Source organism: Erysipelotrichaceae bacterium 66202529 (assembly GCA_017161075.1).
GTDB lineage: Bacteria > Bacillota_I > Bacilli_A > Erysipelotrichales > Erysipelotrichaceae > Clostridium_AQ.
This window is the reverse complement of record CP046174.1, coordinates 3,268,329-3,293,184: the sequence shown is the minus strand read 5'-3', so window position 1 is coordinate 3,293,184 and position 24,856 is coordinate 3,268,329. Positions and strand designations below refer to the sequence as shown.

Sequence of the window (24,856 nt, the reverse complement as noted above, 5' to 3'; positions counted from 1 at the left end):
GTTTTATTTTCATAAACCGCTGAAAGGCACCATTTTTTATGCGGCAATTCATTACTCTAAAAATCAGGGAGATGGTAAAGTAGGTGCCCTATGGTTATAGAATGGATATATAGCGACAGGCGGATAGCTATTTCCGGTAGGTGTTTTATTTCGATGGAAGGCTGTTTAGACTTGATTTGCATGTGCATCATAGCTTTTCTTCATATTCTGAGCTTTTTACACAGCGCAAAGGATAATTTTTAAGGAATGAATGTTATAAAAAGGTTACTTAGAACAAATCCATCAGCTCCTCTTTGCTCATGCTTGTGATTATGCCTTCGTTATTGTGAATAATAGAATCACTCAGATCCTGCTTCAGGCTCTGCAGCTGCATGATTTTCTCTTCAATCGTATCCTTGGCAATCAGCTTTACTACCTGAACGTTGTTATGCTGACCAATACGGTATGCCCGGTCGGTTGCCTGATTTTGTGCGGATACATTCCACCATGGATCAAAGTGGATGACCACCTCTGCACTCGTCAGATTCAACCCGGTACCGCCTGCTTTTAAGGAAATCAGGAAGACCGGTGTATCATCACTGTTAAAGCTGTTAACCAGCTGCTGACGCTGCAGCTTTGGCGTGCTTCCCTTTAATAAATAATAGGGGATATCCTGCCGTACAAGCTCTTTTTCCAGCAGGGATAGCAAAGAGGTAAATTGGGAGAACAGCAGAACCTTCTTACCGGATTCCCGGCAATTTTCAATAAATTCCATGCAGGCGCTGATTTTGGCACCGACACCGTTATAATTTTCATACAGCAAACGCGGATCACAGCATAACTGACGAAGTCTTGTCAGCATACTTAAAATCATGATTTTACTGTTTTCAAATCCCTTTTCCTTGAAGCTCTTATGTAAATCATCGCGAATCAGGGATACATTGGCCATATATAATTTTCTGGTTTCCTCATCCAGCTCGATCAGCATGGTGTTCTCCACCTTTTCCGGAAGCTCCTTGAGTACGTCCTTTTTCACACGCCGCAGTATAAACGGTTCCACCATACGCTTGAGCTCCTTCAGCATTCCCATATCGTTTTCCTTGACGATTGGCAGCTCGTACTGCTTTTTGAAATACGTATAGGTATACAGATATCCCGGCATGAGGAAATCAAAGATACTCCAAAGCTCTGCGAGTGAGTTTTCAATCGGTGTACCTGTCAGGGCGAAGCGGTGCTGTGCATGAATCTGCTTGACACTGATCGCATTTTTGGTGTTATGGTTTTTGATATACTGTGCTTCATCAATAATCTGATACTGGAAGCTTAATTGCTCATAGGCTTCGATATCCCGTTTCAAATAGTCATAGGATGTGATGACGACATCATAATCCCTGCATTGCATGATTGCCACCCTTCGCTCATCACTGGTACCGCTGATAATGATATTTGTCAGAGTTTTGGAAAACTTCTCTATTTCACTTTGCCAGTTGAGAATAAGGGAGGACGGACAGACGACAAGAGACAGGGAGTCGCTGTTATGCAGCTTTTCATCCTCCAGCAGAGTGATGACCTGCAGGGTTTTACCGATACCCATATCATCCGCAAGGATACCGCTGAAGCCATAGGCAGCCATGGTTTTCATCCAGCGAAATCCGGTCTTCTGATAGTTACGTAAAATGGATTTCAAAGCCGGCGGTACAGCAAAATCACTGTCCTTTACATTCCGGATTCCACGGATGATATCCTTGAAGGAGGAATCTCGATCCACCTTGATCATTTCACTGTCCTTCAGACTGTTGTCAATATACAGGGAACGATATTTCGGTACCTTGATAACACCGCTGTTCATTTCTTTTTCACTTACATGCATCCCATCAAGAATGGCACTCAGCTCCTGTAAAGCACTGTCCTCGATATTGACAAAGGAGCCGTTTTTCATGCGGTAATACTTCTTGTTCATCCGATAGGAGGCCAGAACATCCTGCAGCTCATTGACAGGAAAATCATAGGTGTCAAAATTGATTTCCAGCAAATCGCTTTCAATGCGCACACCCATGGAGATATTGACGCTTTCCTTGATTTGCAGCTTCTTGAATTTATCGGTCGCAAATACCTCACAGGTTGTTCCCAGCTCCTCAAGACCATGATTGAGAAATTCATACATGGCATCCTGGGAATGCTCGATATAGGCGATTCCCTCCATGGCGTCAATCCGGGTCATATAGCGGGTAAATACAAGGCGGACCGCAATTTCATCGTTGAAGTTTCTGGAGGTGGAAAGGGCACTTGTACTGAAAGCGTTGTATTCCTCATTTCCATAGCAGTACATCAGCCGTGCGGAAATGACATTATGCTTGGGCATATCAATATATAGTCTGCATTCCAGCGGCAGCGGAGCAAATTCTGAAATATCCACTCCGTGCAAGGGAATGTGTTTGCGTGTATTCATAATCACATTATTATAAAAGGTCGGCATCAGCTCTTTACTCAGAACCAGCGGCTTTTTCTTTTCCAGACAAGTCGTAAGCAGACGGCTGCAGGTTTTTGTGTAGGCCTCATCACAGCGGTACAATATGTGATCCATCAGTACATACAGGTGATTGCGTCCTTCAAAGAGCCGATAATTCAAAGTGCTCAGGGCAATTTCGTAGGAGGTATCCTCCAGCTTTTTCACCTCCATGTGCAGCTGCGGATTCTCGTCTGTAAAGCGCATATTGATCAACATTTTTTCCTTCATCCGGTGCATGACATCCTCTCCGGCGTACAGGCTGTAAAATTCATCCAGTGCATCCGGTGTCATACACATATTCCGTGCCTGCGGACAGCGTGCCAATGCATGTCTGTTTTGAAAATAAAGGACGTCATGCTCATGATGCAGCATGAAATCAATCAGCTTTTGGCTTTCTTCATCAAAGCTCAAACGGTTATGCAGAAATTCAAGCTCCTTGCCATAGCTCTTTTTCACATTATGACGGATATCATCCAAAAATTGGGCAATATCCTTTACGATATAGCGCTTTGCATTTCCAACCTTCAGGGTCAGAGCCAAAATAGTACGCTGCCGTATCTCCAGCACCGGCTCGATATGTATCGACTGCTTCAGATTCATTGCCAAGGAGGAATAAATAATCTGTTCCTCATAAGCATTCATGAGGGCAATCGCATAGCTGTCATGCTCCTGTGCGGGTATCTGGGCATCTGCTTCCTTCTGCTTCTTTTCATGCTCCTCATTCAGCTTTATTAAAACAGCGGTACAATGTACACAGGACAATGTGTTTTTTCCATGCTGCGGACAGCTGCATAAATGTGCGCGCACGGTTACATCATCCTTATCAATGGACATATTGACTTCCCTATAGTCCTTTCCATCTTTGATCGTAGCGTTGACCATAATAATCTCATTGGATGTAAAATCATCAATATCCAGAGAGACGATTCTTTGTTCCTCTACCAGCCTTTTTGCGTTTTCATATTGTTCATCACTTCCGGCGAAATCCCGGATCTGTGCATTCGTAAACTCCATACATACACCCCTGCTTTCATCTTATTATTGTACCATCTTTTTCAAGTAATTTGACCTTGTATATGAAATGTTTTTCTATAAAAGACAGGAAAAGGTACTGTAAAGAGTCTGTTAAGGATATCGGTCTGTGCTTGCGCAGGGCTTTGGTTTATGGAAAAATGAAGAACAGGAGGCGGTGCTATGCGTTTACGATACAGATGGCTGACAGTTTTTTTGCTTGCTTTGTGCTGCGGCTGTCAGGCACACAGAGCTAAGGCAGAGGTAAAAGAGGTTACGATATATGATGTGGCAGCCATGGTTAAGGAGAAGCAAAGCTTTGTGGTTGTCCTTACGCAATCCATGTGTTTCTCCTGCAAGGATTTTAAGACGATGCTTTCCACATGGGAGCCATCACAGGATACGATTCTTTATGTCGTAAAGCTGGAGGAGGCAGCACAGCAAGAGGGAATTGTAAAGGAGCTGTTTCCTGATTTCTATGCGACTCCGGGCATTTACTACCTAAAAAAGGGAGCTGTGTCAGACCGGTTTTCAGCTTCTGATTACAGAAGCTGTGCAGAGGCTTTTACTGCATGGATCAAGAAGCATGAGTGATTCTTGTGCAGGAAACGGCGTATCGTCTAAGAAGGGGAAAACACGGAAATTTTATCCGGTATAAAGTAGGTATAATTGGTGCGAATGGTCCTAACGCAACTCGTGAAAACCACATCAAAGCAAGGCTTACGGCAGCAGGCAGATGCGTTTTATACAGTCGATATATATTCATTTTCCTTTACGCAGTATGGCATAATGTGTATATATGTTCAAGTGTGCTGCAGACTGCCGAAGGAATCAGATTGAGCGGTTCGCCAATCTCCTTGAGATTAAAGACCAGTATCTAAAATATGTTGTTATGCTTGACGAGCATGCGGCAGGTAATCTCAATAACGTAAAAATCATTCATCTGGCGGATTTTCTTCCAGTAAAGAATCCGGATATGATTCAAAGAATACGCTACAGCATCATGCCGTTTTCCGTGTGACAGGCGGTAAGACATAGTTGTTGTAATACTGAGGTAAGCTGCATACGTATCTAATAGGAAAAACTATGACTTGACTAGGAGCAGGGCTTGCGATAAAGAAAATAGTCAGCATAGAGCAGAAGCAATCAAATACGGACTTGACGAATTGAAAACATGCCGTATAATAAAGCTATAAGAAGAAAGATTGAGGAACAGAAGCGATGAGAATTAGATAATTTCATAAACAGTATCGGATAAAACGTTTAGCATACCCTTGTGTATGTATTGTTTTGCGGATTGTAATGGAATTATCATTGTGTTTTTATCATTTTGTTCCTTTTATAATGCCTGCTGTATCCTATATAGCAGAAGCAGGAGCATAGATTTTTATATATGGTAATCCACCCGCTATAAGGGAGGAATCATAATGCTGCTTGAATTACAGCAAATAGTAAAGAGATTTGATGACAGGGAGCTGTTCAGGATACCGCTGTGGCAGCTCCACCAGGGCCAGCGAATTGGTCTGATTGGTGCTAATGGAAGTGGAAAAACGACGCTTCTACGTATTCTGGAGGGCAGCTGTATACCGGAGGAAGGATGCTTGAAGCGGTTTTGTACGCTCTCCTACTTTGCACAGCTGTCCCAGGATACGGTGTATGGTGATGGTAGGAAATTACGTGAATTATCAGTTGCCCATCTGCTTGAACAGGAGCAGTTTAGTGGCGGAGAGCGGCAGAGACTTCGTTTATCAGAGGCATTGAGTAAAAATTGTCATCTTTTTCTGCTGGATGAACCAACGAGTAATCTGGATCAAAAGGGGATAGCCTATGTTAAGCAGCTGCTGCAGACAATGGATACCTTTGTGCTTGTTACACATGACCAAACACTTCTTCAGGATGTATGTAATCAGATCATTGAGCTTTCATATGGTACCCTGCATGTGTATGATGGAAATTATGAAAGCTATCTTCGACAAAAGGAGGCGCTTAGAAGAAGTCAGCAGCACCGCTATGAGACGGTTGAGAAACAACGCCGTAAGCTGCAGGATGCATATGAGCGGAAAATCAGACAGGCTGATAAGGCGGCAAGAAAGCCGCGGGGGATTTCCAGCAGTGAACAAAAAATGCGAGGAAAGGTGGCTTTGCGAAAGTCAAAGGATGGTATTTATAAGGCGTTGCATCGCCAGGCGGATGCGATAGCCACACGTATTGACCAGCTGGAAAAGGTGAAGCCTGTTGATGAGCAGGAAGCGATTCGTATGAACCTGCAGGCGATGGATCTGCCGCAGGGGAAATGGCTGTTAAAAGCACAGAGGCTGCGTGTTTCATATGGCGATCACTGTGTGCTGAAAGATATTCATTTCTTTATGAAAAATCATAGCAGAGTAGCTTTGGTTGGGGAGAATGGCAGCGGGAAAACCACGTTGCTTCATGCGATTGCAGAGGGGAATGACGCAGTATGGAAAGCACCCCGTGTTAAAATCGGACAGCTGTTTCAGCAATTTGAAAATCTGCAGGAGGATAAGACGGTGTATGAAAATGCGGCTGCAGACAGTGTACAGGGGGATGCAGTTATCCGGGGAATACTGGATCGCCTGTTGTTTCGGCAGCAGGATTTAAGCAAACGGGTTGCGTTTTTGAGTGGCGGCGAACGGATGCGGTTAAGCTTTGCCAAGCTGATGGTAAGTGCTTGTAATCTGCTTTTACTGGATGAGCCGACGAATTATCTTGACCTTCCATCCATACGCTGTATGACAAAGCTGCTACAAAATTATGAAGGCAGTGTATTGTTTGTATCACATGATGCTGCCTTTATCCGGGATGTCGCAACTGAGGTATGGAAACTTCAGGGCGGAACACTCTATCTGCCACAGGAGCGTGTAAACAAAGCGGATAAGGGAAAAAAGGACTATGAACGCGAAAGGGAAACAAGGCGGATGATTCTGGATATGCGCAGGAGTGAGGTGGTGAATCGTCTACTGCAGAATCAAGGAGATAAAGAGGTACTGGAGCAGGAATACGATGAAATCATGGAAAAACTGAAAAATCTGTAGAAAGGGATTTGTCAATCACAGCATTTCATGATACCATGGACAGGTAACAGGGAAACAGCAGAACATGTACAATATGCAAAAGCGTGAGGTTTCATTGTTACGATTGCTTATAAGACGTGTGGATTTGTTTCAGCACCATGCGTTATATAAAAACTCATGCAGGGGAAATCGTGTGCATGAGGATAAATTCTGTGAGGATAGTGATATCCAGGAGTCAAAGCATTATGAACAATGGAAAAGGCATAGAGGATGATGGGTGCAGTTATGCATCATTGCTTCAAAATATTTTGCAGAAAGCATCAGTGTCCAGGACAATTAGGTGCTGGATTCAGGAGCTTTCATTGTTCATAGCCAGGATGAAACAGACACTACATGAGAGAGAAAATTACAGGAAGCTCATTTACATTACGAAGGTGAATGCTTTGCCAATCCTGCGGCATATTAAAGCAGTGAAGTGATAGGGAAAGCAAATCGATTGCATTTCTTATGGCAGCAGCGGGAATACAAATATGTGAGCTTTGCGATGTGCGTAAGATTATAGCAGCGTAGAGTTAAATGGAAACAGGCTGTGTTTATCAAAATAAAATGTTAACAAGGAGAAGCATACATGGATATACATAATCATAATCTGAACATACATTATTCAATACCTGAGAATCTCTGGAATGCGCTTGTGGAGATGTTTGCGCAGCTGCCGCATTACAGAGGGTTTACGGATGGATGTCCGCAATGGTACGGCTATGATGGAAAACTGATTGAGGCGTCGCTGGAGGCTAGCGGATTACAGTTTTATGCTGAACTGCCACAACAGGAATGGGATGACTGGTTTGCGGATTTCAAGAACAAAGCGGAGAAAATTCTGGGATATCCGATTGGTGAGCCGGAGGATGGGTTTGATTTTCGGATTTATGAATGAGTTCACCGCATAGGGAATATGTGCTAGGCAATGGCTGCTTATGACTTCAGAGGCTTATTAAAAGCAGGAAGCATTGTAAACTGAGGGCAAGTAATGGTCGTACAAGGTATCCTGGAATAGTCTTGATCGTGTGTAAGGAATATGCGCAATTGTATAAAGCAGTAATACGAATTTGTATTCTTTGTATAAAGGATATGATGATATAAGGAGATTTAGGTAAATGATTAGGATATTATTTATATGCCACGGCAACATATGCCGTTCCACAATGGCGGAATACGTTATGAAAGATCTCGTGAAAAAAGAAGGCTTGCAGCAGCAATTTTATATTTCATCTGCTGGTACAAGCCGGGAGGAAATCGGGAACGGTGTACATTATGGAACCCGTCGCAAACTAAAAGACGAAGGTATACCGGTTGGTGATCACAGGGCCGTTCAGCTACAGAAAGAAGATTATAAAGCATATGATTATCTAATCGGTATGGATGATGCGAATATGAGAAACATGGAACGTATTCTACATGGGGATCGTGAACATAAGCTGTATCTTCTGCTTGATTTCACAAATCGCCCCGGAGCTATTGCTGATCCCTGGTATACTGGTAATTTTGACGATACTTTTCGGGATGTAACAGAGGGCTGCAGAGGCTTTCTGGAATATTTGAAAAAAGAAGGCTGCTTGAAATAACGCATAACCCAGAATATAAAAGGGTAGGTTACATACCAGGATTCTACTATCCGCTAGTATAAAAAAGGACAAGCTTCTGGAAAGATGATACGGGAATAAGATTCTTTTAAAGCATAATAGAAGCTGTAACAAAAGCTGCCCCTGGTTAAGATTTCTTGTGGATACAGTCACAAACCATATGTCAGATCAGCATCTGAGGCATTTGCTATATATTTTATAATTTGATATATAAATAAAAAACCATCGATTCCTTTCTGTCAGATATCTGTGGTTTTTTTAACATATATTTATCAAGCTGATGATTGAAATACTTATTTTTATGAGTGATAAGAGTGCTGTATTATGAAAAATCTGCATATAATTTCTATTCCCATACCTACGCAAATATTTCACACATTAAAAGGTGAAAAGCATTCAATTTATGGAATTGTATAAACCAAATCGATAAGCATCCTTTTATAGCTGTATAGCTTACAGGAGGACTCTATTTCTGGCAGCTTGGACAATAATAAATACTGCCTCCCATATACTGCTCCTTTTGAATAGTGCCGCCGCATTTTGGACAGCCTTCTAAAAAGTGCCTGGATGACATGATGGTATGATAACCGCCCTTTTCATTAAATATGGTCTTTTCTGTATCCCTGCCTCCATCATCCACCATTCTCTGCAATGTATGCTTTATAGAAAGAAATAAAGAGCTTCGCTCATCACCAGTTAATGTGTGTACTTTTCGTTTTGGATGCAGACCGGCATGAAATAGAATATCCTGACATACACCATTACCAATACCGCTGAAGCGTTGCTGTGTTGTTAAAAAGGCTTTGATACTCAGTTTTTCAGTTTCCTCATTTATTTCATTTAAAAAGGTATCGAGGGTGAAGCTTGGATCTAACGGGGACAAGCTATGAAGCTCTTTTGTATAATATGTATCCTGCCAGCCCACTGCCTTTGAGAACACGCTGATTACCGCATACATAGAGGTTGTGATATTCAGACAGCTTCCATCTGTAAAGGTAAGCAGAAGCTTGCTTTTTTTGAAGGCTCTTGGCTGGGTATACCATCGTATATTAGCACCATCCCGAAAAACAAGCACAAAATCCTCAATTTCCAGTTCAACATAAAAATTGCGGTCTATGATTGCTGTTATGCTTCTTCCCTTCAACAGCTCATGATAAGTATCCGGGTCGCCGTAATAAAATGTAAATTTGTGATCGGTAAAGTTTCCAGATATGCTCTGGATGGTTTTTCCGATACAGCATTTTCGTAAATCCTTTGCAATGGTCCTTGCCTCCGGCAGTTCAATCATATATATCACCTGTCTGCATTGTATCAGAAATTTCAGGTTCTGCCTATCAATAAGCTGCAGAATACAGTAAAACAGCATAAAATGCCAAAAAGGATGAAAAGTTTACTGTGGGCACTTCTATATATCAGCCAGAATCCGTTATAACATAGGGTAGTTACATGACAGTTGTTACATAAAATTCAATATAAGAAAAACACTCTACTCCTTTTTCACGGGCAGAGTGCTTTCACTGCTTATCTAGTATCGTATAAATCGTGAGGACTTATATCGATCGTGTTAGTCTTAGGGGGCCTGCCATTACAGCATTGCATAATAACGGTCAAAGCAGAATGTGTGTCAGAAAATATCTGCACACCGTTGATTACTTCTTTATCATAATCCTCTTTCGTAACATGTACATCATATTGCGCATATGGACATACTTGCGGATCGCTATGCATGGAGTGTATGCTGTCTGGAGCAGGAAGAGGGATAGGCTCGCTTTGTCCTGTTTCATCGGTATAACAGCTCATGATAAATGAAGAAGAATCCTCCGTTCTCTCATAAACGCTTATAACTGCCTGTTCAACAGGAGAGCCATTCGCTTCCAGCGTTTCAATTGTTAATGTACCTGTCAATTTTCTCACCTCCATTATAAAATATGCGATGTGAATTGCATTGTTTATGAAAAGAGCTGATATTCCTTTCAGGATTTATATTTGACCTCTATATTACAATATTCGGTATTCATGCTGTCTGGTTTCCATTTGGAATTATGAGGTAGCATCTATTATTATTGCCTACACATTACGGGTAAAAATTAAATACTCTGTATGTATGCATCAGATTCTTTCTGCCATCAGTTAAAAAAAATAAACGAAAAATCACAGACGCTCTTTCAGTTTTATGAATCCTTTTCTTGTACCTTCATACAGAACAGTTTTACATATTATAGCGGTTTATAATGAATGGTACTAAAGCCTTCTTCAAAAATGATTAGAGATTTTACTGACGATATGATATCCATCATTTGACACAGGATATAATTATCACCTTATGCAATAGCTCTTGTTTAAGTAGTCTATTTAATAAAAGAAACCGATATTTCAAGATATTTTTGGGATTACTGAATTTGAATACAAAAAAAGCCTTTATTTAAAGGCTTAAACGACTTTATGGCAGGGGTAGAGAGGATCGAACTCCCATCAGCGGTTTTGGAGACCGTTATACTACCATTGTACTATACCCCTAGGTTTTAACGCTTTATTATATTATCATAAAATTGAACGTATGGCAATAAGAAAATTTCAAAAAATGAAGGAGCAGCCATCCTTGTAAATATATATCCGTAAATAAAAATACATTTGCAGTATGTCATTTTAACCTACTTCTATATCATGCGATCAGATGTAAAAACATCACTCCTTTTTCTTCTCTGTAAACATCATCATACAAACAACTATACATGACTTATTATCTTAACCACCTGCATTCGTATACCCATGTGATTTACCAAAATACAAGGTGTGGTATTATCCTGAAAAGGAAGGGTGTGAGCATATAGGTTTGCAGAAAAAATAAAAAGTGATACAATAGCATTGCCATCAATCTTCTCTATTAACTCCCGATGGTGCTGCTCTTAACATCCAAAGAGCGGCTTTTTTTATGCATTTAACATAAAATATGACCTGTATTTCTAAAAAGCAACCATACCTTACCTATAATGTGGAGAAGCTCCTGTGCATATGCTTGAAAAAGAAAAATATAGTATGCTTCAGCGCTCAATCCTCTGTGTAAAACGGTGAAGGAAGAACAGTCAGAAAGAAGAGGATGTTTCTTCCACATGATTTCTATACGATACGTAAAACCTGCAAATCGCACAGTCAGACAGCATGATAATGCAGATATGGAATCAGTCCTGCGTGACTAGGATATTGAGCTTTATACTGATGATTAAAGACCTATGTATACATATCAGCCCTGCTGACAATCACTCGGTTTTTACCGTTTCGCTTGGCCTCGTATAATGCTTTATCTGCTGCATTGATCATTGCAGTCGGACTATCAAATGCTTCCTCATAGACTGCAAGCCCTGCACTGAAGGTAACCTGATGCCCGTTGATTTCATCAATTTTCAGATTTTCAAAGCTTTGCCGCAGAATGTTCATTAGCTGCTCTGCTTCTTTTATACTGCAGTCTGTAAATAATATACAAAATTCCTCACCGCCATAACGTGCAGAAATGATATTGTCCGCTTCTTGCTCTTTCATAATGGCTGCCAGCTTCCGTAAAACACAGTCTCCGCATGTATGACCATAGGTATCGTTAATAGTTTTGAAATTATCGATATCCAGCATTGCAAGAACAGGCTTTTGATCATGCGCTTTTCCCTGTTCGATAGCATCCTCCAGTATTCTGTAAAAGGCATTATGATTATACAGCATAGTCAGTGCATCCATGCGGAGTCGTTCAATTAACAGAGCCTGTTCCTCATTATAAGAAATTAGTCTGCACCTTACCTTTTGTTCATATTGCAAAATACTGCGGGTAATCAGATATGCAGCAACCATCAGAATCGCTCCTGCAATCATATCAAGTATCAGAAAAAGACGGCTTTGCGGCTGTGCCAGGGCATAGCTGAGAAGCATACAGCTCAGATAACAGCAGCTGTTCAGGAAAAATGCTTTTCGGGTTACTTTGAAGTCCGCGAAGATTGCGCTTAGAAAAATCGGGAGAACAAAGCTCACCGATGCAATGCGTACTGCATTATGTACAACGGCAATTGTCAGGCACATAATTGTGAACGTCATGATGAGTAAAGCATTTTTACTGGATGAGGAGATACCCGTATGATATTCGGTATAATGATAAAGACTTACGGCAATCAGATTCACAAGTGTGGGGAGTACAATATACTTCACACTGTAGGAAAGCGGGTCATCCCCCTCGATGATCCAGCCATTGCATGCCCAGATAATACCGATGATTGACTCAAGAAGAAAAATCAGCAGCAGAAGAATCCAGGCAGATGCTTCAATTTTGCGGCGAAACTGTTCATACAGCAGTTTGTTATCTTTGTACTGCATATCGTGTCACCGCCCCTTTTCCTATACTAACGTATCCATTATACATGAAAAAGAGATCGAAAACCATGAGTTTTTTATACCTGTAGGATTTCCTGCTTCCATACAGCAGTAAACAAAAAGTAGAGAGCAGAAAATATCGGTATTGTATCATAAGCACTGTATATTTCTGTTCTCTGAATGCTGTGAATAGAGATATATGTGAAGAATATCTCTGTACTTTCATAATATCAATGCATAATATAATTACCTATAGCTACTGATCCTTTTTTTCAGTGATAAACAGATTGTGATTGCTATGTCCCAAAAAGGATGGTTTTTCACAGGTCTTTAAATGATAACGCATCCACACTGCAAATTCCGCAGCTGTAAAACGGTTGATTCGCTCACTCATCAGCTCCGCAAGACCATCTGCGGCGATATGCTTCTTTTTGATTAACGGAAATGGCTGAAACAGCTCCTCAATATGTTGCTCATCATGAAAGACAAACGGATCATTGTGCAGCTGCAGGGTTTCATGATCGAATGCATCACCTGTAAGAAAGCCCTCCACATGCATGGCTTCGGATGCCAGAACCATATCGTGTGGAATATAGGCAAACAGCAGGATGCCTCCTTTGCGGCAGACACGGCATGCAGATGCTATTGCCTGCAGCTGCTGCTCCTTCTCCTTCAAATGGTACAAGGGGCCTAAGCAAAGCACCATATCAAAGGTGTCTGTCCAATCATCCGGCAGATGTGCTGCATCACTCTGCAGAATTGTAAAATCCATAGTTGCAGTTTTTCCGGCTTTCAGTAGCTCCACATGTCTATCCACCGGTTCCACTGCGGTTACGCAGAAGCCCTCTTTTGCCAGCGCCAGAGAATAAGCACCGCAGCCTGCACCAAGCTCCAGAATACGTGCCGGTCTTTTTGCATACATATGAATATACTGCATCGTAGTCAGATATTCCACCTGACTTGCATAGCCCTGAAACAGTCTTGTTTCCTCATGAAAGTCCTCATACAATTCTTGTAAATTCATTATCCTATCTCCTTTCCTTTCCATCAGTATAACGGAAAACAGGGAAGGAAATTGGAAATCTGCAGTTTGATTGGAAAACAGCTGCTTAGATATCGGAAAAAAGGACAGGTGCAATTACAGATGCAGTTGTTCCATATAAATATGAAGGTCCTTATAATTCCTCGTCCTTGTGATTAGCAGTTGCAATTCATGCAGAAAGACAAGCTGAAACTCTAAAGCGAGTTCAGACAGCAGAGGCAGACATTCTTTCATGATATAGCTCTGTGCAGCTTTTGCATCGGTATGAGGCAGCCGCTCGTAAAATCCCCATAAAATCTGTAAGCGCTCGCTGCAATCTTGGACATCGTAGGTGTGGGATAACAGAGAATCGATGCATTTCTTTTGCAGCCGCTGATTGTGAATATACCAGAATAGAAACGGAAGAAGCTGTTTTTTACGCTCCGCAAGAAACAGCTGAAGATAGTGCTCCTCCTTTGCATAATCCTTTGCCGTATGATAAACGCCGGACAGATTGAAATAGTATGTAAGCTTGCGTTCCTCTTGAATTGCATGGTTTTGCAGCAGTCGTTCACAGGTCATATGCAGACCTTCAAAGGCTGGCACATGGATCCGGGCACTAATCAGGCAAAGCCAGTGATACAGATCAAACAAGGCTGTCCAGTTTCCGCTGTTTTCCTCCTGCTTTCTGTACTTCTGCAGCTGCTGCCAGGCAGGCAAATCATTATGCTCCAGATTGGTCTGATGCAGTGCATAGGTGATACAATTTCTGACACCGTCCGGATGAGCGAGCATGGGGAAGAGATGAAGCAGCTCTCGCAGCTGCTTTTGATCATGAGGCAGCTGATATTGATACTGGTACAATATGGTGGCGAGCACAGATTGCAGCTTTAACGGATATATGCTGCGATACTGCATAAACCAGGCGTATTCTGATTGTGTAAGCAATCTGTCTTCCTTAACAGCCTCAAGCAGGATAAGAATACTGTCATACAGGATGGCTTCCCAGCTGTATTGCCTGTAAGGGGCAAGCAGACGCAGCAGCTCTTCCAAACAGGTGATACAAGCTGTATCTTCATAGGCATTCCAGGCACGGAATAGCTCTTCCAGTACAGGGTTCAGCAGGGGATCAGGATCACATGTATAATTATAATGAAGATCAAGCTGAGCAAATATCTGATCATACAGCTCCATATCCTGTAAGATTTTTCCATTTTCCATCGCGATATAGCTGCGCAAGGAAACTGCATGGTGAAGCTCTTCGATCAGCTCCTTTTGCGTATAGCCCGATTGCAGCCTTTTCTGGCGAATCAGGCATCCATAGCGTTTCCTGTGCGTCTTACAAATATCCAGCAGCATAGCATTACCTCCCTTCATTTGATTTCTATATTCCGGTTTTGCAGGTAAGTGCATTATATCATATCTTCTTTTTCATTTTGATAAAAACAGACAGCTTTCATTTAGTTTTATTGGGATATCTATAGAGCTGTCCTTACAGGGAAGCATCACTTTGAATAGAAAATTGGTGGGAACAGTGTTTGAGGAATGATATGAAAATATTTAGAGAAAGTTAAGATTTACCTGATATACTTACTGTCAGTTGAGAGAGCGGGGTGTTTCATGCAGACTACATTGAGAAAGAGAATCCTTCAGATTCTGCTGCTTTTGTCCCTTACTGCCTTTGCCTGCTGGTTTGCTTTAAAGGACGATTGTGAGGAGGTTCTATATAATATATCCCATATATCCTGGTATTGGATCGTTGTCCTGATCGGTTTGGGAACTTTATATTATCTGCTTCAGGGAATTGTACTATATCGGATTGCACGGCCATATAAGGCGGATATCCGCATACGGGATGGTATTCACAATGCATATATCGCTGCCTTTTTTAATGGTGTTACACCGCTGGGCGGAGGACAGGTAGCGCAGACCTATGCGTTTCGCAAGCTGCATTTGCAATACAGTGATATTGCAAGCATTCTCTGGAAAGATTTTTTTCTGTATCAAAGCACTGTTCTGGTATACGTATCCGTTTTGCTTCTGCTTCGTTTTACGTATGCCCTAAAGCATTTTCAGTTTTATTTCTTCCTTGTTCTGCTTGGCTTTGCGATCAATGCCTCTGTCATTCTTATTTTATGGACGATGGCCAGATTTCCAAGGCTCTATGTAAAAATAAGCCGCGGTATCGTAACGATCGGCTATCGTTTTCATATCGTAAAGAATAAGGCATATACGCTGGAAAAATGGCAAGGTCAGATTTTGTATTTCAATGAGGAAATCAAAAAGCTGAAGCAGGATGGACGTATGATTGTAGAGGCTGTTCTTCTGAATTTTCTGCGTATGACGATTTTTTATGCGATTCCCTTTATAGCTGCAATCGCATTGCAGGTACCGCTGGCATTATCGGATCTGATCAATGTTTTGCTGATGTCAGCCTGTATTCATATGCTGAATGCCTTAACACCACTGCCCGGAGATACCGGATGGACGGAAAGTGCCTTTATTCTGATTTTTGCTGTACTGTTTGGCAGAACGGATGCAAGCAGTGTTATGATACTATGGAGGGTGGCAACCTATCATATACAGATACTTATCGGTGGAAGTATCTTTCTGTATGTAAAATCCGCAGAGCGATCTCCTTCTGATAAGGAGACTAGTCCTGCCGAAGTGAATATAAAAACGTAAACATATTCGTATAAAAAGCGATAAACAACAGGCTGCATGTACGCCTCTATTGTAGCTGCAAAAGAATAAAAATACCATCTGCTGGATATCTTTAACCATATGCGGGATAGGACAAACATATGTGACAGCAGCTCTTGTACATGCGCAGAATCTAAATCCGTATACGAGTGCAGGTTGATACTGGAAGGCAGGTCTATTCCAATGTATAAAGGCAGAAATAATGCAGTGAATGAAGTGATGTTTAACATTCCGGATACCATAAGATGCATAAAGTATGATAAAATAGTAAATATAGAAAAAGGATAAAAGGATCTTATGGTATGAAGATAGATAATAAAAACGGAAATGTATTATTTCAGCGCAATGACCTGTGCTCTGTATATGCAAGCCTGCATCCGCGTAATGAATACACGCTTCTGCATTTCAATATAAAAAAGCTTCGTTACTTCATCGGACGTCATGATTATGAAACAGGGGAAGAGCTGCTGCAGGCTGTTTTAAAGGTTTTCATTAAAGAGCTAAAGGAGGATCAGTATCTTTTGTATGAAGGCAGGGATGATTTTTTGTTCCTGATTCATGAATGGCGGAAAAAAGAGCTTATAAATTTTCTTATGCGAATGGATTATGCTGGTTATGAATTGGAAGATGTTCGTTTTTTTAATAAAGTGTTTTTTTCTATCGGTGTCTGCCGTTTTCGTGATTTTCCAGATGCAGATTTTGAAACGTGCTGCTTTTATGCAGATCTTGCACGACTGACTTCCAATGAGCGGGAAAAGAAAAGCTCGGATTATAAAATTTTCACTAAGAAAGCCTTACAGCGGTTTCAGCAGCGTTCTTTGCTGGAGGTAAAAACAGTAGAAGCCTGCCGTAAAGAGACCTATGCAATTTACATTCAGCCCAAGGTAGATGCCAAAACACAAAAGATTTGTGGCGGTGAGGCCTTACTGCGTTGGTTTGATGAAGCAGGAAATGAGATTCCACTGACAGCTTTTTTACCTGTTCTTAATGAAAACAGTTATATTCGCTATGTCGATCAAATGGTATTTGAACTGGTTTGCGGTATGATACAGGATAGCCTGCAAAAGGGAATGAACATGGTTCCAATCAGCTTTAATCTTTCAAAAGCGAGCTTTGAGGATGCGCCGTTTATGAGAGAATATATGGAGCTGTTTAAAAAATTTGACATTCCTAAGGAATACATAGAGTTTGAGCTGCTGGAAAGCATCAGTATGGATCACTCCGGCAAGCTGCTTGAGGTTGTGGAAACAATTCATGAGGCCGGCTTCCGCTGTGCTTTGGATGACTTCGGCAGCGGTTATTCCTCGATGAGTGTACTTGTCAGTGCACCACTGGATATCATTAAGCTGGATCGCTCTCTTTTCCAACTTCGCTATGACGGAATGGAAAATTATGCTATTGTGGACGGATTGCTTGATATCCTTCATCATTTTCCTGTTAAAATCATTGCAGAGGGTGTGGAGGATGCGGCTATGGCAGAGCATTTACGTCAAAAGGGCTGTGACATGATACAGGGATTTTATTATTATCGACCGATGCCCATGCATACATTTCAGAAGCTGATTGCAGAGCAGGAATAGCTGTCGTGTTTGAAATAAACTATTCCCTTGATTCTTTGTATCCTGAAAAGATGTTTCGTATTCTTTTCGTAGGAAAGGAAATGGAAAAGAGGAATGGATAAAACAGCAGATGTGGATATATGCAAAAAGTCAACCTGAGAAAGCAGAAAAAAAGCTTATATGCCCGCATTACAAAATAGATGGCATATAAGCTTTTTTATCATCTAGCTGCTAGTTTACAGTCATTAACAAGGCTCTATTTTCATATAAGCATGAAGAAAATAAGGATAATTCATGCATATAGTAACCATGCCGATTTTTTTGGATACCAGATTGGTTGCGGTTCCAAATAATGCAAGAGACAATCTGATTCACGAAAGGCTACAGCCAATGAACAGCACTTTTTCCTAGCAGTACACCAAGCAGGCAAAGCAGTATTGATGCTGCAATATAGGTGATTCCCAATCCTGTTTTATGCTGCTCCAGCAGCGTGACAGCCTCCAGGGAAAAGGTGGAAAAGGTAGTAAAGCCGCCGCAGACACCTGTTTTCAGTAATAAGAGGCTATCACTGGTCAGCAGGGTCTGCTTTATACTCAGCGCAGCCAGTATACCGATGATGACAGCACCAAGAAAATTGATCAACAAGGTCATAAACGGAAACTCACTTTTCACCGGTATCATGGACATGCCATAGCGCAGCATGGCGCCTGCTGCACCACCAAGACCTACGAGTAGAAATTCTTTCATATACATCGCTCCCACAGCTATTTTAGCATATTTCAGAAATGAAAACGCATACCTTGTTAAACTTTTTCCAAACAGGCACATTGTTTCTCAAATTCCCTTGCGGATTCACTGATATAAGCTATAATAGGTACATTCAAGGGAGATTAGGGAGTGATGTAATGTTTACAAATGAGAATCTGAAACGGCTGATTCTGCCTCTTATCGTCGAGCAGATTCTGGCTGTGACCATCGGTATGAGTGATACAATCATGGTTTCCAGTGTTTCAGAGGCAGCGGTTTCCGGACTCAGCATCGTGGACACCATCAATATTTTGCTGATCAATATTTTTGCGGCGCTGGCAACCGGTGGAGCAGTCGTATGCAGCCAGTATCTTGGCAGTCAGGATCGAAAAAGGGCATGTGTTGCCGCAAAACAGCTGATTCTCTCCACCGGTTTTCTGGCTGTGATCATTATGGTGATCGCATTGATTGGATGCACATTTATTTTACAGCTTGTTTTTCCGAATGTTGAATCCTCCGTGATGTGGAATGCACAAACATACTTCAGGATTTCCGCCTGGTCTTATCCATTCATCGCTCTGTATAACTCGGGGGCTGCATTGTTTCGTTCCATGGGGAACTCCAGGATATCCATGATTACCTCTCTGTTTATGAATGCGTTTAATATTGCAGGAAATGCCGTTTTAATTTACGGCTTCCACATGGGGGTGGCCGGTGCTGCCATATCCTCACTGGTATCCCGTATACTGGGCTCGCTGTTTATGCTGTATCTGCTGCGAAGTCCTGATAATACGATTTACATAGACGATTACCGTAGGCTGGAATTTCATCCGGCTATGATTCGCCGCATTTTAACCATTGGAATACCAAACGGCCTTGAAAACGGGATGTTTCAGATAGGAAAAATTCTTGTGCAGGGGCTGATTGCAGGGTTTGGCACGGTCGCAATCGCTGCTAATGCAGTTGCGAACAATATTGCACAGATGGAGATTATTCCTGGTGCTGCCATCGGTCTGGCAATGATTACAGTTGTCGGACAATGTGTAGGGGCAAAGGATTATGCACAGGCACGCCTGTATATAAAAAAGCTGATGAAAATTGCCTATGCTTCCATGATTGCACTGAATCTTCTCATACTATGTCTTGTGCCTTTTATTCTGAACATATATAATTTAAGTGCACAGACTTATGATACCGCACTGGAGCTGTTGCTGTATCATGGCATTTTCGCCATGGTGCTTTGGCCGGCATCCTTCACGTTCCCCAATGCACTGCGGGCGGCAGGAGATGTACGCTTTACCATGTGTATTTCCATTTTGTCGATGTGGCTTTGCCGCATCTGTCTGAGCTGGCTGCTGGGTAGTATGCTAGGGCTTGGGGTGCTGGGCGTATGGCTTGCTATGTTTACAGACTGGCTGTTTCGGATTCTCTGGTTTCTGTGGCGGTATCGCAGGGGTACTTGGATGAAGAAACGCATACTTGTGTAAGGAGAGATTATGAAATATACAACGCTGTTATTTGATGCGGATGGAACCCTGCTGGATTTTGATGCGACGGAAAAACGTGCTCTCCAAAAGGTGTTTGACCTGCATGGCTATCCACTGAATACTGCTATGAAAAAGCGGTATCTGCAAATCAATCAGGAATTATGGTCTGCGTATGAGGACGGCAGGATTTCCCGCGATACAGTGATCTACACCCGCTTTGGTAAGCTGTTTCGTGAGTTTGGAATCGCGGATGACGGGATAGCATTCGAGGATATCTATCAAAAGGAGCTGGGAAAGGGGCATGATGTAATTGCACATGCACTGGAGGTTGTCCATACGCTGTATGCTCACTATCAGATGTGCATTGTGACAAACGGTGTGGTGGCTACGCAATATTCCCGGCTGAGAGATTCCGGACTGGATCAGTATTTCCATCATATTTTTGTATCAGAGGAAATCGGTCATCAGAAACCGGAAAAAGCATATTTTGATCATTGCTTTAAGAAGCTGGAGCATTTCAATCCAAAGCATACACTGATTATCGGTGACTCTTTATCCAGTGATATGCAGGGAGGATGTAATGCTGGTATTGCGACATGCTGGTTTAATCCCCATGGCAAGCAGAATCACAAGCAGCTTCCTCTTACCTATGAAATACAGGATTTACGGGAATTGTATACAATTTTGAGGGAGGACGCATCATGAGAAAGGATATTTTGCTGTTTGATTTAGATGGTACATTAACAGACCCTAAGGCCGGCATTACCAGGTCTGTGGCATTTGCATTGGATAAGGCGGGTATCCACGTCGAACGGCTGGATGATTTATGTTCCTTTATCGGACCTCCTTTAAAGGATATGTTTATGGAACAGTATCATTTCAATGAAACACAGGCACTTCAGGCGATAGAGGATTACCGGATATATTTCAAAAGGCAGGGAATGCTGGAAAATGAGGCTTATCCCGGTATTATAGAGCTGCTTGCGGATTTACGGGAAAAAGGAAATACACTTCTTGTGGCAACCAGTAAGCCGGAGGAGTTCGCAACCAAAATCATGAAGCATTTCCAGCTGGATTCCTATATGCTGGATATATGCGGTGCCACAATGGATGGCAGCCGCAGTGAAAAAGGGGATGTCATCGCCTATGCTGTGGAAAAGCATCAGCTGCCTACAGAGCGCTGTGTTATGATTGGTGATCGCCGGCATGATATCATTGGCGCAAAGAAGAACGGAATGCTTGCAATCGGTGTACTGTATGGATATGGCAGTCGGAAAGAGCTGCAGGAAGCAGGTGCTGACATCATTGTTGAGAATATGCAGGAGCTGCATAAAGTATTTGATAAAGGAGGATTCTATGGCTGAAAAAAAGAAAAAAACCTCTGCGGAATTGCTGGAGCAGGCGCGCAAAGCAAAGCAGAAGCCTCGTACCAAGGCGCTGGAAAAAACGCTTGGTAAGGGGAAAAACAATGCGAGATTCAATAAAGTAAATTTCAATGGATAGAAAAAGGGCGGCTATACCAGTATGGTAACCGCTCTGTTTTTATTTTCTATATGAACGCATGAGGTGGTACCGCCATCCTCACCATCCAGCGTCCATGATATGTCTTCCTGTGATTCTATGCGGATATCGGCAGCCTTGCGGAAATACATCCAGGTTTCATTCACCTCATGCTTCAGCAGAGCCGCGATAATATTTTGAACATCCAGCGGATTGTTGGGAACCCTGATCAGCAGCAGCTCAAATTGTCCGTCATCCAGCTGTGCATCCTTGGAGTTCACAGCAGTAAAGCCGGCAACAAACTTGGAATTTGTAATACAGCCGAAAATACAGGAGTCCTCGATTATTTCTTCCTTATCTACGATTGCTCTGACATGATAACGGGGAATATTGGTCAGCTGCTTTACGCCTTCCAGAAAATAAGCTATTTTGCCGAAGGAGTTTTTTGTGCTCTGCGGTGTGGAGTAAGATATTTCTGTGAAGATTCCAAAGGCGGCAACATATGTGAAAAAGCGATTGTTAAACTTCCCGATATCACAAGAGAACGGACGATACTGCTCGATATTGTCCATCATTCGATGTGCGCTTTTTGGCAGCTTCAGCGTTGCCGCAAAATCGTTGACGGTACCGCTTGGCAGATAGGCCAGCACTGGTTTGTTTTCCGTTTCCATAACGCCGCTGATGACCTCATTCCAGGTCCCATCTCCACCGATACATACCAGAATATCACAGCATCCCTCACAAGTTGCCGCAAGCTCCTTTGCATGACCGCCATATTGCGTCACATGAACCTGGACACTGTCCTGCATCGCGCAAAAACGTTCGCAGATCGTAAATAATGCAGTTTTTGCCGTTTGCTTTCCTGCCTTTGGATTCATGATTACACGGATAGTTCTATTCATAAGCATGCCTCGTTCCTATATCTGTAATTGTAATGCATAATGATGGAAAAGAAAAGTGCAGTGCAAGTAAATTTATTGGGTTATACACAGTGAGTTTAATATCCGAGCACCCCGTTTACGGATTCATCCGTTAGCACCCAGTCTTTATATACATCAATCATACGATATTCTGTTGGCGTATCCCGTATGATAACTCTTGCTATTCCGGCATTGATAATCATCCGTTTGCACATGGAACAACTGTTAGAGTGCTGGATCAGCTCTTTACTGTCTGCTTCATAGCCTACCAGAAAGAGGTCAGCATCCAGCATTTCACTTCTTTGTGCACTGATAATAGCATTCGCCTCTGCATGAACACTTCGGCATAATTCATAACGCTCACCTCTTGGTATTTGCAGCTTTTCACGGATACAGTGATTCAAATCCAGGCAGTTGGTACGCCCGCGGGGAGCACCTACATATCCGGTGGAAATAATTTCATCGTTTTTTACGATTACAGCGCCGTAGCTTCTTCTTCGACAGGTGCTTCGCTGTGCCACGGTTCCGGCAATGTCAAGATAATAGTTGATTTTATCTACCCGTTCATGATTCATATAATGTTCCTTCTTTCGTAAGTATTTTAATTTATTATATAGGTAAGTGTTTTAGAATACAATTATCTAAATATAGCAAATATAAAAACATATCATCCTTTATCTATTTTTAGGATAACTCATGTCCAGAAATTCCTGAATTAAAAGAAAGCTTTCTTTATAATTTGTAAAAGATGTGTCATAGAAAATGAAAAAAGAAATAAAGCTCCTAATCATTCATAGGGCATTTATTTCTTCTTTTTGTTATATCCGCATATCTGCTTGTATCCGAAAATATATAAGATTCTCACGAATCCATTCTATTCAGCTAGATGAGATTTCTGTAAGATTTGGAAAGCTCGCCATAAGCATAAAATAAACTTCAGATTTAAAGTCCTTTTATACAGGCAAGAACTGCATCATAATTTGGTTCCTCTGTAATTTCATTTACATATTCCACATAGCGGATTGTATTTTCATCATCAACTATAAATACAGCACGTGTCAGGAGGCCCAGCTCCTCAACATAAGTTGCGGTAGCATTTGCGAAGCTATGATACTTATAATCACTTAATGTAATAACATTTTCATTGTTCTTTGCCTGACACCAGCGATCCAGCGCAAATGGCAGATCCATGGAAACAGCATAAACTGTTACATCCTTCAATTCCTTCGCATACTTGATAAACTTTGCGACCTCCATGCTGCATACACCGGTATCCAAAGAAGGAACACTCAAAAATATACGTTTTCCACTTGTTTCCTCACTTTTCAACTCGCTCATATCATTTTTCACAGCAGTGAACGGCTGCATTTTCTCGTTGATCTTTACTGCTTCCTTCTGTAATGTTACAGGATTTCCCTGAAAGGTAATATTCATTTGATAACCCTCGCTTTCTGTAACATAGTATACCCAGAATGTTTGAAAAGGTGAACTTATTTGCCTGAGAAATTTTTCAGTATTGTTATGTCGGACACCTCCTGTATTTTTTTCTTATACATTGTTTATAAAACTGTTTTAATTTCAGCCTGAATCCGCTATACTGTTAAAGGAAAGTTGAGGGGTTGTGAAATGAATACAGATCAGCTGCTGGATGTGGCCAGCTATGCAGGCAAGCTTTTGATAGAAAGCGGTGCAGAAATCTATCGTGTGGAGGAAACCATGGTACGCCTTTGCAAAAGCTTTCCTGAAGTGGAGGATGCACAAAGCTTTGTAACAACGACCGGCATTATGTTTTCAATTACGGTTGCGAAAAAAACACATACAAAAATCCTCCGTGTTCACACACGCGGTGTTGATTTGAATTGCATTGATAAGATCAACAGCCTTTCAAGAGAAACAGCAGGAAGTAGCTATACCATAGATCAGCTGACGCAAAGGCTTGAAAGAATTGGAGAGGAGCGCCGCTATTCCTTCTGGACGACATTGTTTTTCGGGGCATTGAGTGCCGGAGGATTCGCTGTCTTCTTTGGCGGCAGCTATATGGAGGCGATTTTAAGCTTTTTGATTGGGTTGGTAATTAAGGCAGTCAGTGCGCTTATGGAACAACGCGGGCTGCATGGTTTTTTCACCAATGCGATCGCGGCGGCAATCGGAGCATTAACGGCTTTAGCTGCACATGCGCTTTGTCCGCAGACAGATGTGGATATTTTAATCATATCCAGTATCATGCTTCTGGTTCCTGGACTAGCCATTACCAATGCCATCCGGGATACGGTGTCCGGCGATTATCTGTCCGGTGTAGCCAGAGCGACAGAGGCATTTCTGGTAGCTATTGCTATAGCAGTGGGTATCGGTGTTGTTTTATCCATGTCCATCGGACTGAGCGGAGGTATGTAGG

The 24,856-nt window shown here is 42.0% G+C and carries 21 protein-coding genes, 1 tRNA gene and 1 pseudogene; 12 read left to right on the top strand and 11 right to left on the bottom strand.

Annotated features, from left to right (window positions below):
• Window positions 1-268: 268 nt before the first annotated feature.
• Window positions 269-3,502, bottom strand: a complete 3,234-nt coding sequence (locus GKZ87_15560; GenBank protein ID QSI26799.1) for a calcium-binding protein — start codon at window positions 3,500-3,502, stop codon at window positions 269-271.
• Window positions 3,503-3,682: 180 nt separating this feature from the next.
• Here GKZ87_15560 and GKZ87_15555 point away from each other — a divergent pair, with 180 nt between their 5' ends.
• The 6 genes and pseudogenes from GKZ87_15555 to GKZ87_15530 all read left to right on the top strand — a co-directional run bounded on the left by GKZ87_15555 (window position 3,683) and on the right by GKZ87_15530 (window position 8,156).
• Window positions 3,683-4,093 (top strand): hypothetical protein, encoded by a 411-nt coding sequence (locus tag GKZ87_15555; GenBank protein ID QSI26798.1) that lies wholly within the window; start codon window positions 3,683-3,685, stop codon window positions 4,091-4,093.
• A gap of 201 nt (window positions 4,094-4,294) precedes the next feature.
• A pseudogene (locus tag GKZ87_15550) lies at window positions 4,295-4,457 on the top strand (ATPase).
• Between the two features lie 469 nt (window positions 4,458-4,926).
• Entirely contained in the window at window positions 4,927-6,552 is a 1,626-nt protein-coding gene (locus GKZ87_15545) for an ATP-binding cassette domain-containing protein (GenBank protein ID QSI26797.1), read from the top strand.
• A 224-nt stretch (window positions 6,553-6,776) separates the two neighbouring features.
• Window positions 6,777-7,010, top strand: coding sequence for a hypothetical protein (locus GKZ87_15540; protein ID QSI26796.1), 234 nt, complete (start codon window positions 6,777-6,779; stop codon window positions 7,008-7,010).
• A 149-nt stretch (window positions 7,011-7,159) separates the two neighbouring features.
• A complete protein-coding gene (locus GKZ87_15535) occupies window positions 7,160-7,468 on the top strand; it encodes a hypothetical protein (protein ID QSI26795.1) in 309 nt (102 codons plus the stop codon).
• Window positions 7,469-7,688: 220 nt separating this feature from the next.
• Window positions 7,689-8,156 (top strand): low molecular weight phosphotyrosine protein phosphatase, encoded by a 468-nt coding sequence (locus GKZ87_15530; GenBank protein ID QSI26794.1) that lies wholly within the window; start codon window positions 7,689-7,691, stop codon window positions 8,154-8,156.
• Between the two features lie 484 nt (window positions 8,157-8,640).
• Here GKZ87_15530 and GKZ87_15525 read toward each other — a convergent pair whose 3' ends face one another.
• The 6 genes from GKZ87_15525 to GKZ87_15500 all read right to left on the bottom strand — a co-directional run bounded on the left by GKZ87_15525 (window position 8,641) and on the right by GKZ87_15500 (window position 14,904).
• The gene (locus GKZ87_15525; protein QSI26793.1) at window positions 8,641-9,462 is read right to left on the bottom strand and encodes a formamidopyrimidine-DNA glycosylase; all 822 of its coding nucleotides are present in this window, start codon (window positions 9,460-9,462) and stop codon (window positions 8,641-8,643) included.
• Between the two features lie 233 nt (window positions 9,463-9,695).
• Window positions 9,696-10,079 (bottom strand): hypothetical protein, encoded by a 384-nt coding sequence (locus GKZ87_15520; protein ID QSI26792.1) that lies wholly within the window; start codon window positions 10,077-10,079, stop codon window positions 9,696-9,698.
• Between the two features lie 538 nt (window positions 10,080-10,617).
• Window positions 10,618-10,691 (bottom strand) — tRNA-Trp (locus GKZ87_15515).
• A 711-nt stretch (window positions 10,692-11,402) separates the two neighbouring features.
• Window positions 11,403-12,527 (bottom strand): diguanylate cyclase, encoded by a 1,125-nt coding sequence (locus GKZ87_15510; GenBank protein ID QSI26791.1) that lies wholly within the window; start codon window positions 12,525-12,527, stop codon window positions 11,403-11,405.
• Between the two features lie 253 nt (window positions 12,528-12,780).
• Window positions 12,781-13,548 (bottom strand): methyltransferase domain-containing protein, encoded by a 768-nt coding sequence (locus tag GKZ87_15505; GenBank protein QSI26790.1) that lies wholly within the window; start codon window positions 13,546-13,548, stop codon window positions 12,781-12,783.
• Between the two features lie 114 nt (window positions 13,549-13,662).
• Window positions 13,663-14,904 carry an XRE family transcriptional regulator gene (locus GKZ87_15500; GenBank protein ID QSI26789.1) on the bottom strand — a complete coding sequence of 414 codons (1,242 nt, stop codon included), beginning with the start codon at window positions 14,902-14,904 and terminating at the stop codon, window positions 13,663-13,665.
• Between the two features lie 261 nt (window positions 14,905-15,165).
• On the opposite strand from GKZ87_15500, the gene GKZ87_15495 reads away from it, so the two are divergent.
• Window positions 15,166-16,230 (top strand): flippase-like domain-containing protein, encoded by a 1,065-nt coding sequence (locus GKZ87_15495; GenBank protein ID QSI26788.1) that lies wholly within the window; start codon window positions 15,166-15,168, stop codon window positions 16,228-16,230.
• Window positions 16,231-16,550: 320 nt separating this feature from the next.
• The gene (locus tag GKZ87_15490) at window positions 16,551-17,828 is read left to right on the top strand and encodes an EAL domain-containing protein (protein QSI26787.1); all 1,278 of its coding nucleotides are present in this window, start codon (window positions 16,551-16,553) and stop codon (window positions 17,826-17,828) included.
• A 360-nt stretch (window positions 17,829-18,188) separates the two neighbouring features.
• On the opposite strand, the gene crcB is transcribed toward GKZ87_15490, so the two are convergent.
• Window positions 18,189-18,554 carry a fluoride efflux transporter CrcB gene (gene crcB, locus GKZ87_15485; GenBank protein QSI26786.1) on the bottom strand — a complete coding sequence of 122 codons (366 nt, stop codon included), beginning with the start codon at window positions 18,552-18,554 and terminating at the stop codon, window positions 18,189-18,191.
• A gap of 158 nt (window positions 18,555-18,712) precedes the next feature.
• On the opposite strand from crcB, the gene GKZ87_15480 reads away from it, so the two are divergent.
• From GKZ87_15480 to GKZ87_15470, 3 genes are read left to right on the top strand one after another with little or no spacing between them, the layout of a single operon-like run.
• Window positions 18,713-20,041: an MATE family efflux transporter gene (locus GKZ87_15480; protein ID QSI26785.1), complete on the top strand. Its 1,329-nt coding sequence runs from the start codon at window positions 18,713-18,715 to the stop codon at window positions 20,039-20,041.
• Window positions 20,042-20,050: 9 nt separating this feature from the next.
• Window positions 20,051-20,746, top strand: a complete 696-nt coding sequence (locus GKZ87_15475; GenBank protein ID QSI26784.1) for a noncanonical pyrimidine nucleotidase, YjjG family — start codon at window positions 20,051-20,053, stop codon at window positions 20,744-20,746.
• Window positions 20,743-21,405 (top strand): HAD hydrolase-like protein, encoded by a 663-nt coding sequence (locus tag GKZ87_15470; protein QSI26783.1) that lies wholly within the window; start codon window positions 20,743-20,745, stop codon window positions 21,403-21,405. The genes GKZ87_15475 and GKZ87_15470 overlap by 4 nt, the downstream gene beginning before the upstream one ends.
• 150 nt (window positions 21,406-21,555) lie before the next feature.
• Here the strand turns inward: GKZ87_15470 and GKZ87_15465 are convergent, their stop codons facing one another.
• The 3 genes from GKZ87_15465 to GKZ87_15455 all read right to left on the bottom strand — a co-directional run bounded on the left by GKZ87_15465 (window position 21,556) and on the right by GKZ87_15455 (window position 23,895).
• Entirely contained in the window at window positions 21,556-22,443 is an 888-nt protein-coding gene (locus tag GKZ87_15465) for a YegS/Rv2252/BmrU family lipid kinase (protein ID QSI26782.1), read from the bottom strand.
• Window positions 22,444-22,538: 95 nt separating this feature from the next.
• Entirely contained in the window at window positions 22,539-23,036 is a 498-nt protein-coding gene (locus GKZ87_15460) for a cytidine deaminase (protein QSI26781.1), read from the bottom strand.
• A gap of 367 nt (window positions 23,037-23,403) precedes the next feature.
• Window positions 23,404-23,895, bottom strand: coding sequence for a thiol peroxidase (locus tag GKZ87_15455; GenBank protein ID QSI26780.1), 492 nt, complete (start codon window positions 23,893-23,895; stop codon window positions 23,404-23,406).
• Between the two features lie 192 nt (window positions 23,896-24,087).
• On the opposite strand from GKZ87_15455, the gene GKZ87_15450 reads away from it, so the two are divergent.
• On the top strand, window positions 24,088-24,855 hold the full coding sequence (locus GKZ87_15450) for a threonine/serine exporter (GenBank protein QSI26779.1): 768 nt from the start codon (window positions 24,088-24,090) through the stop codon (window positions 24,853-24,855).
• Window position 24,856 lies beyond the last annotated feature (1 nt).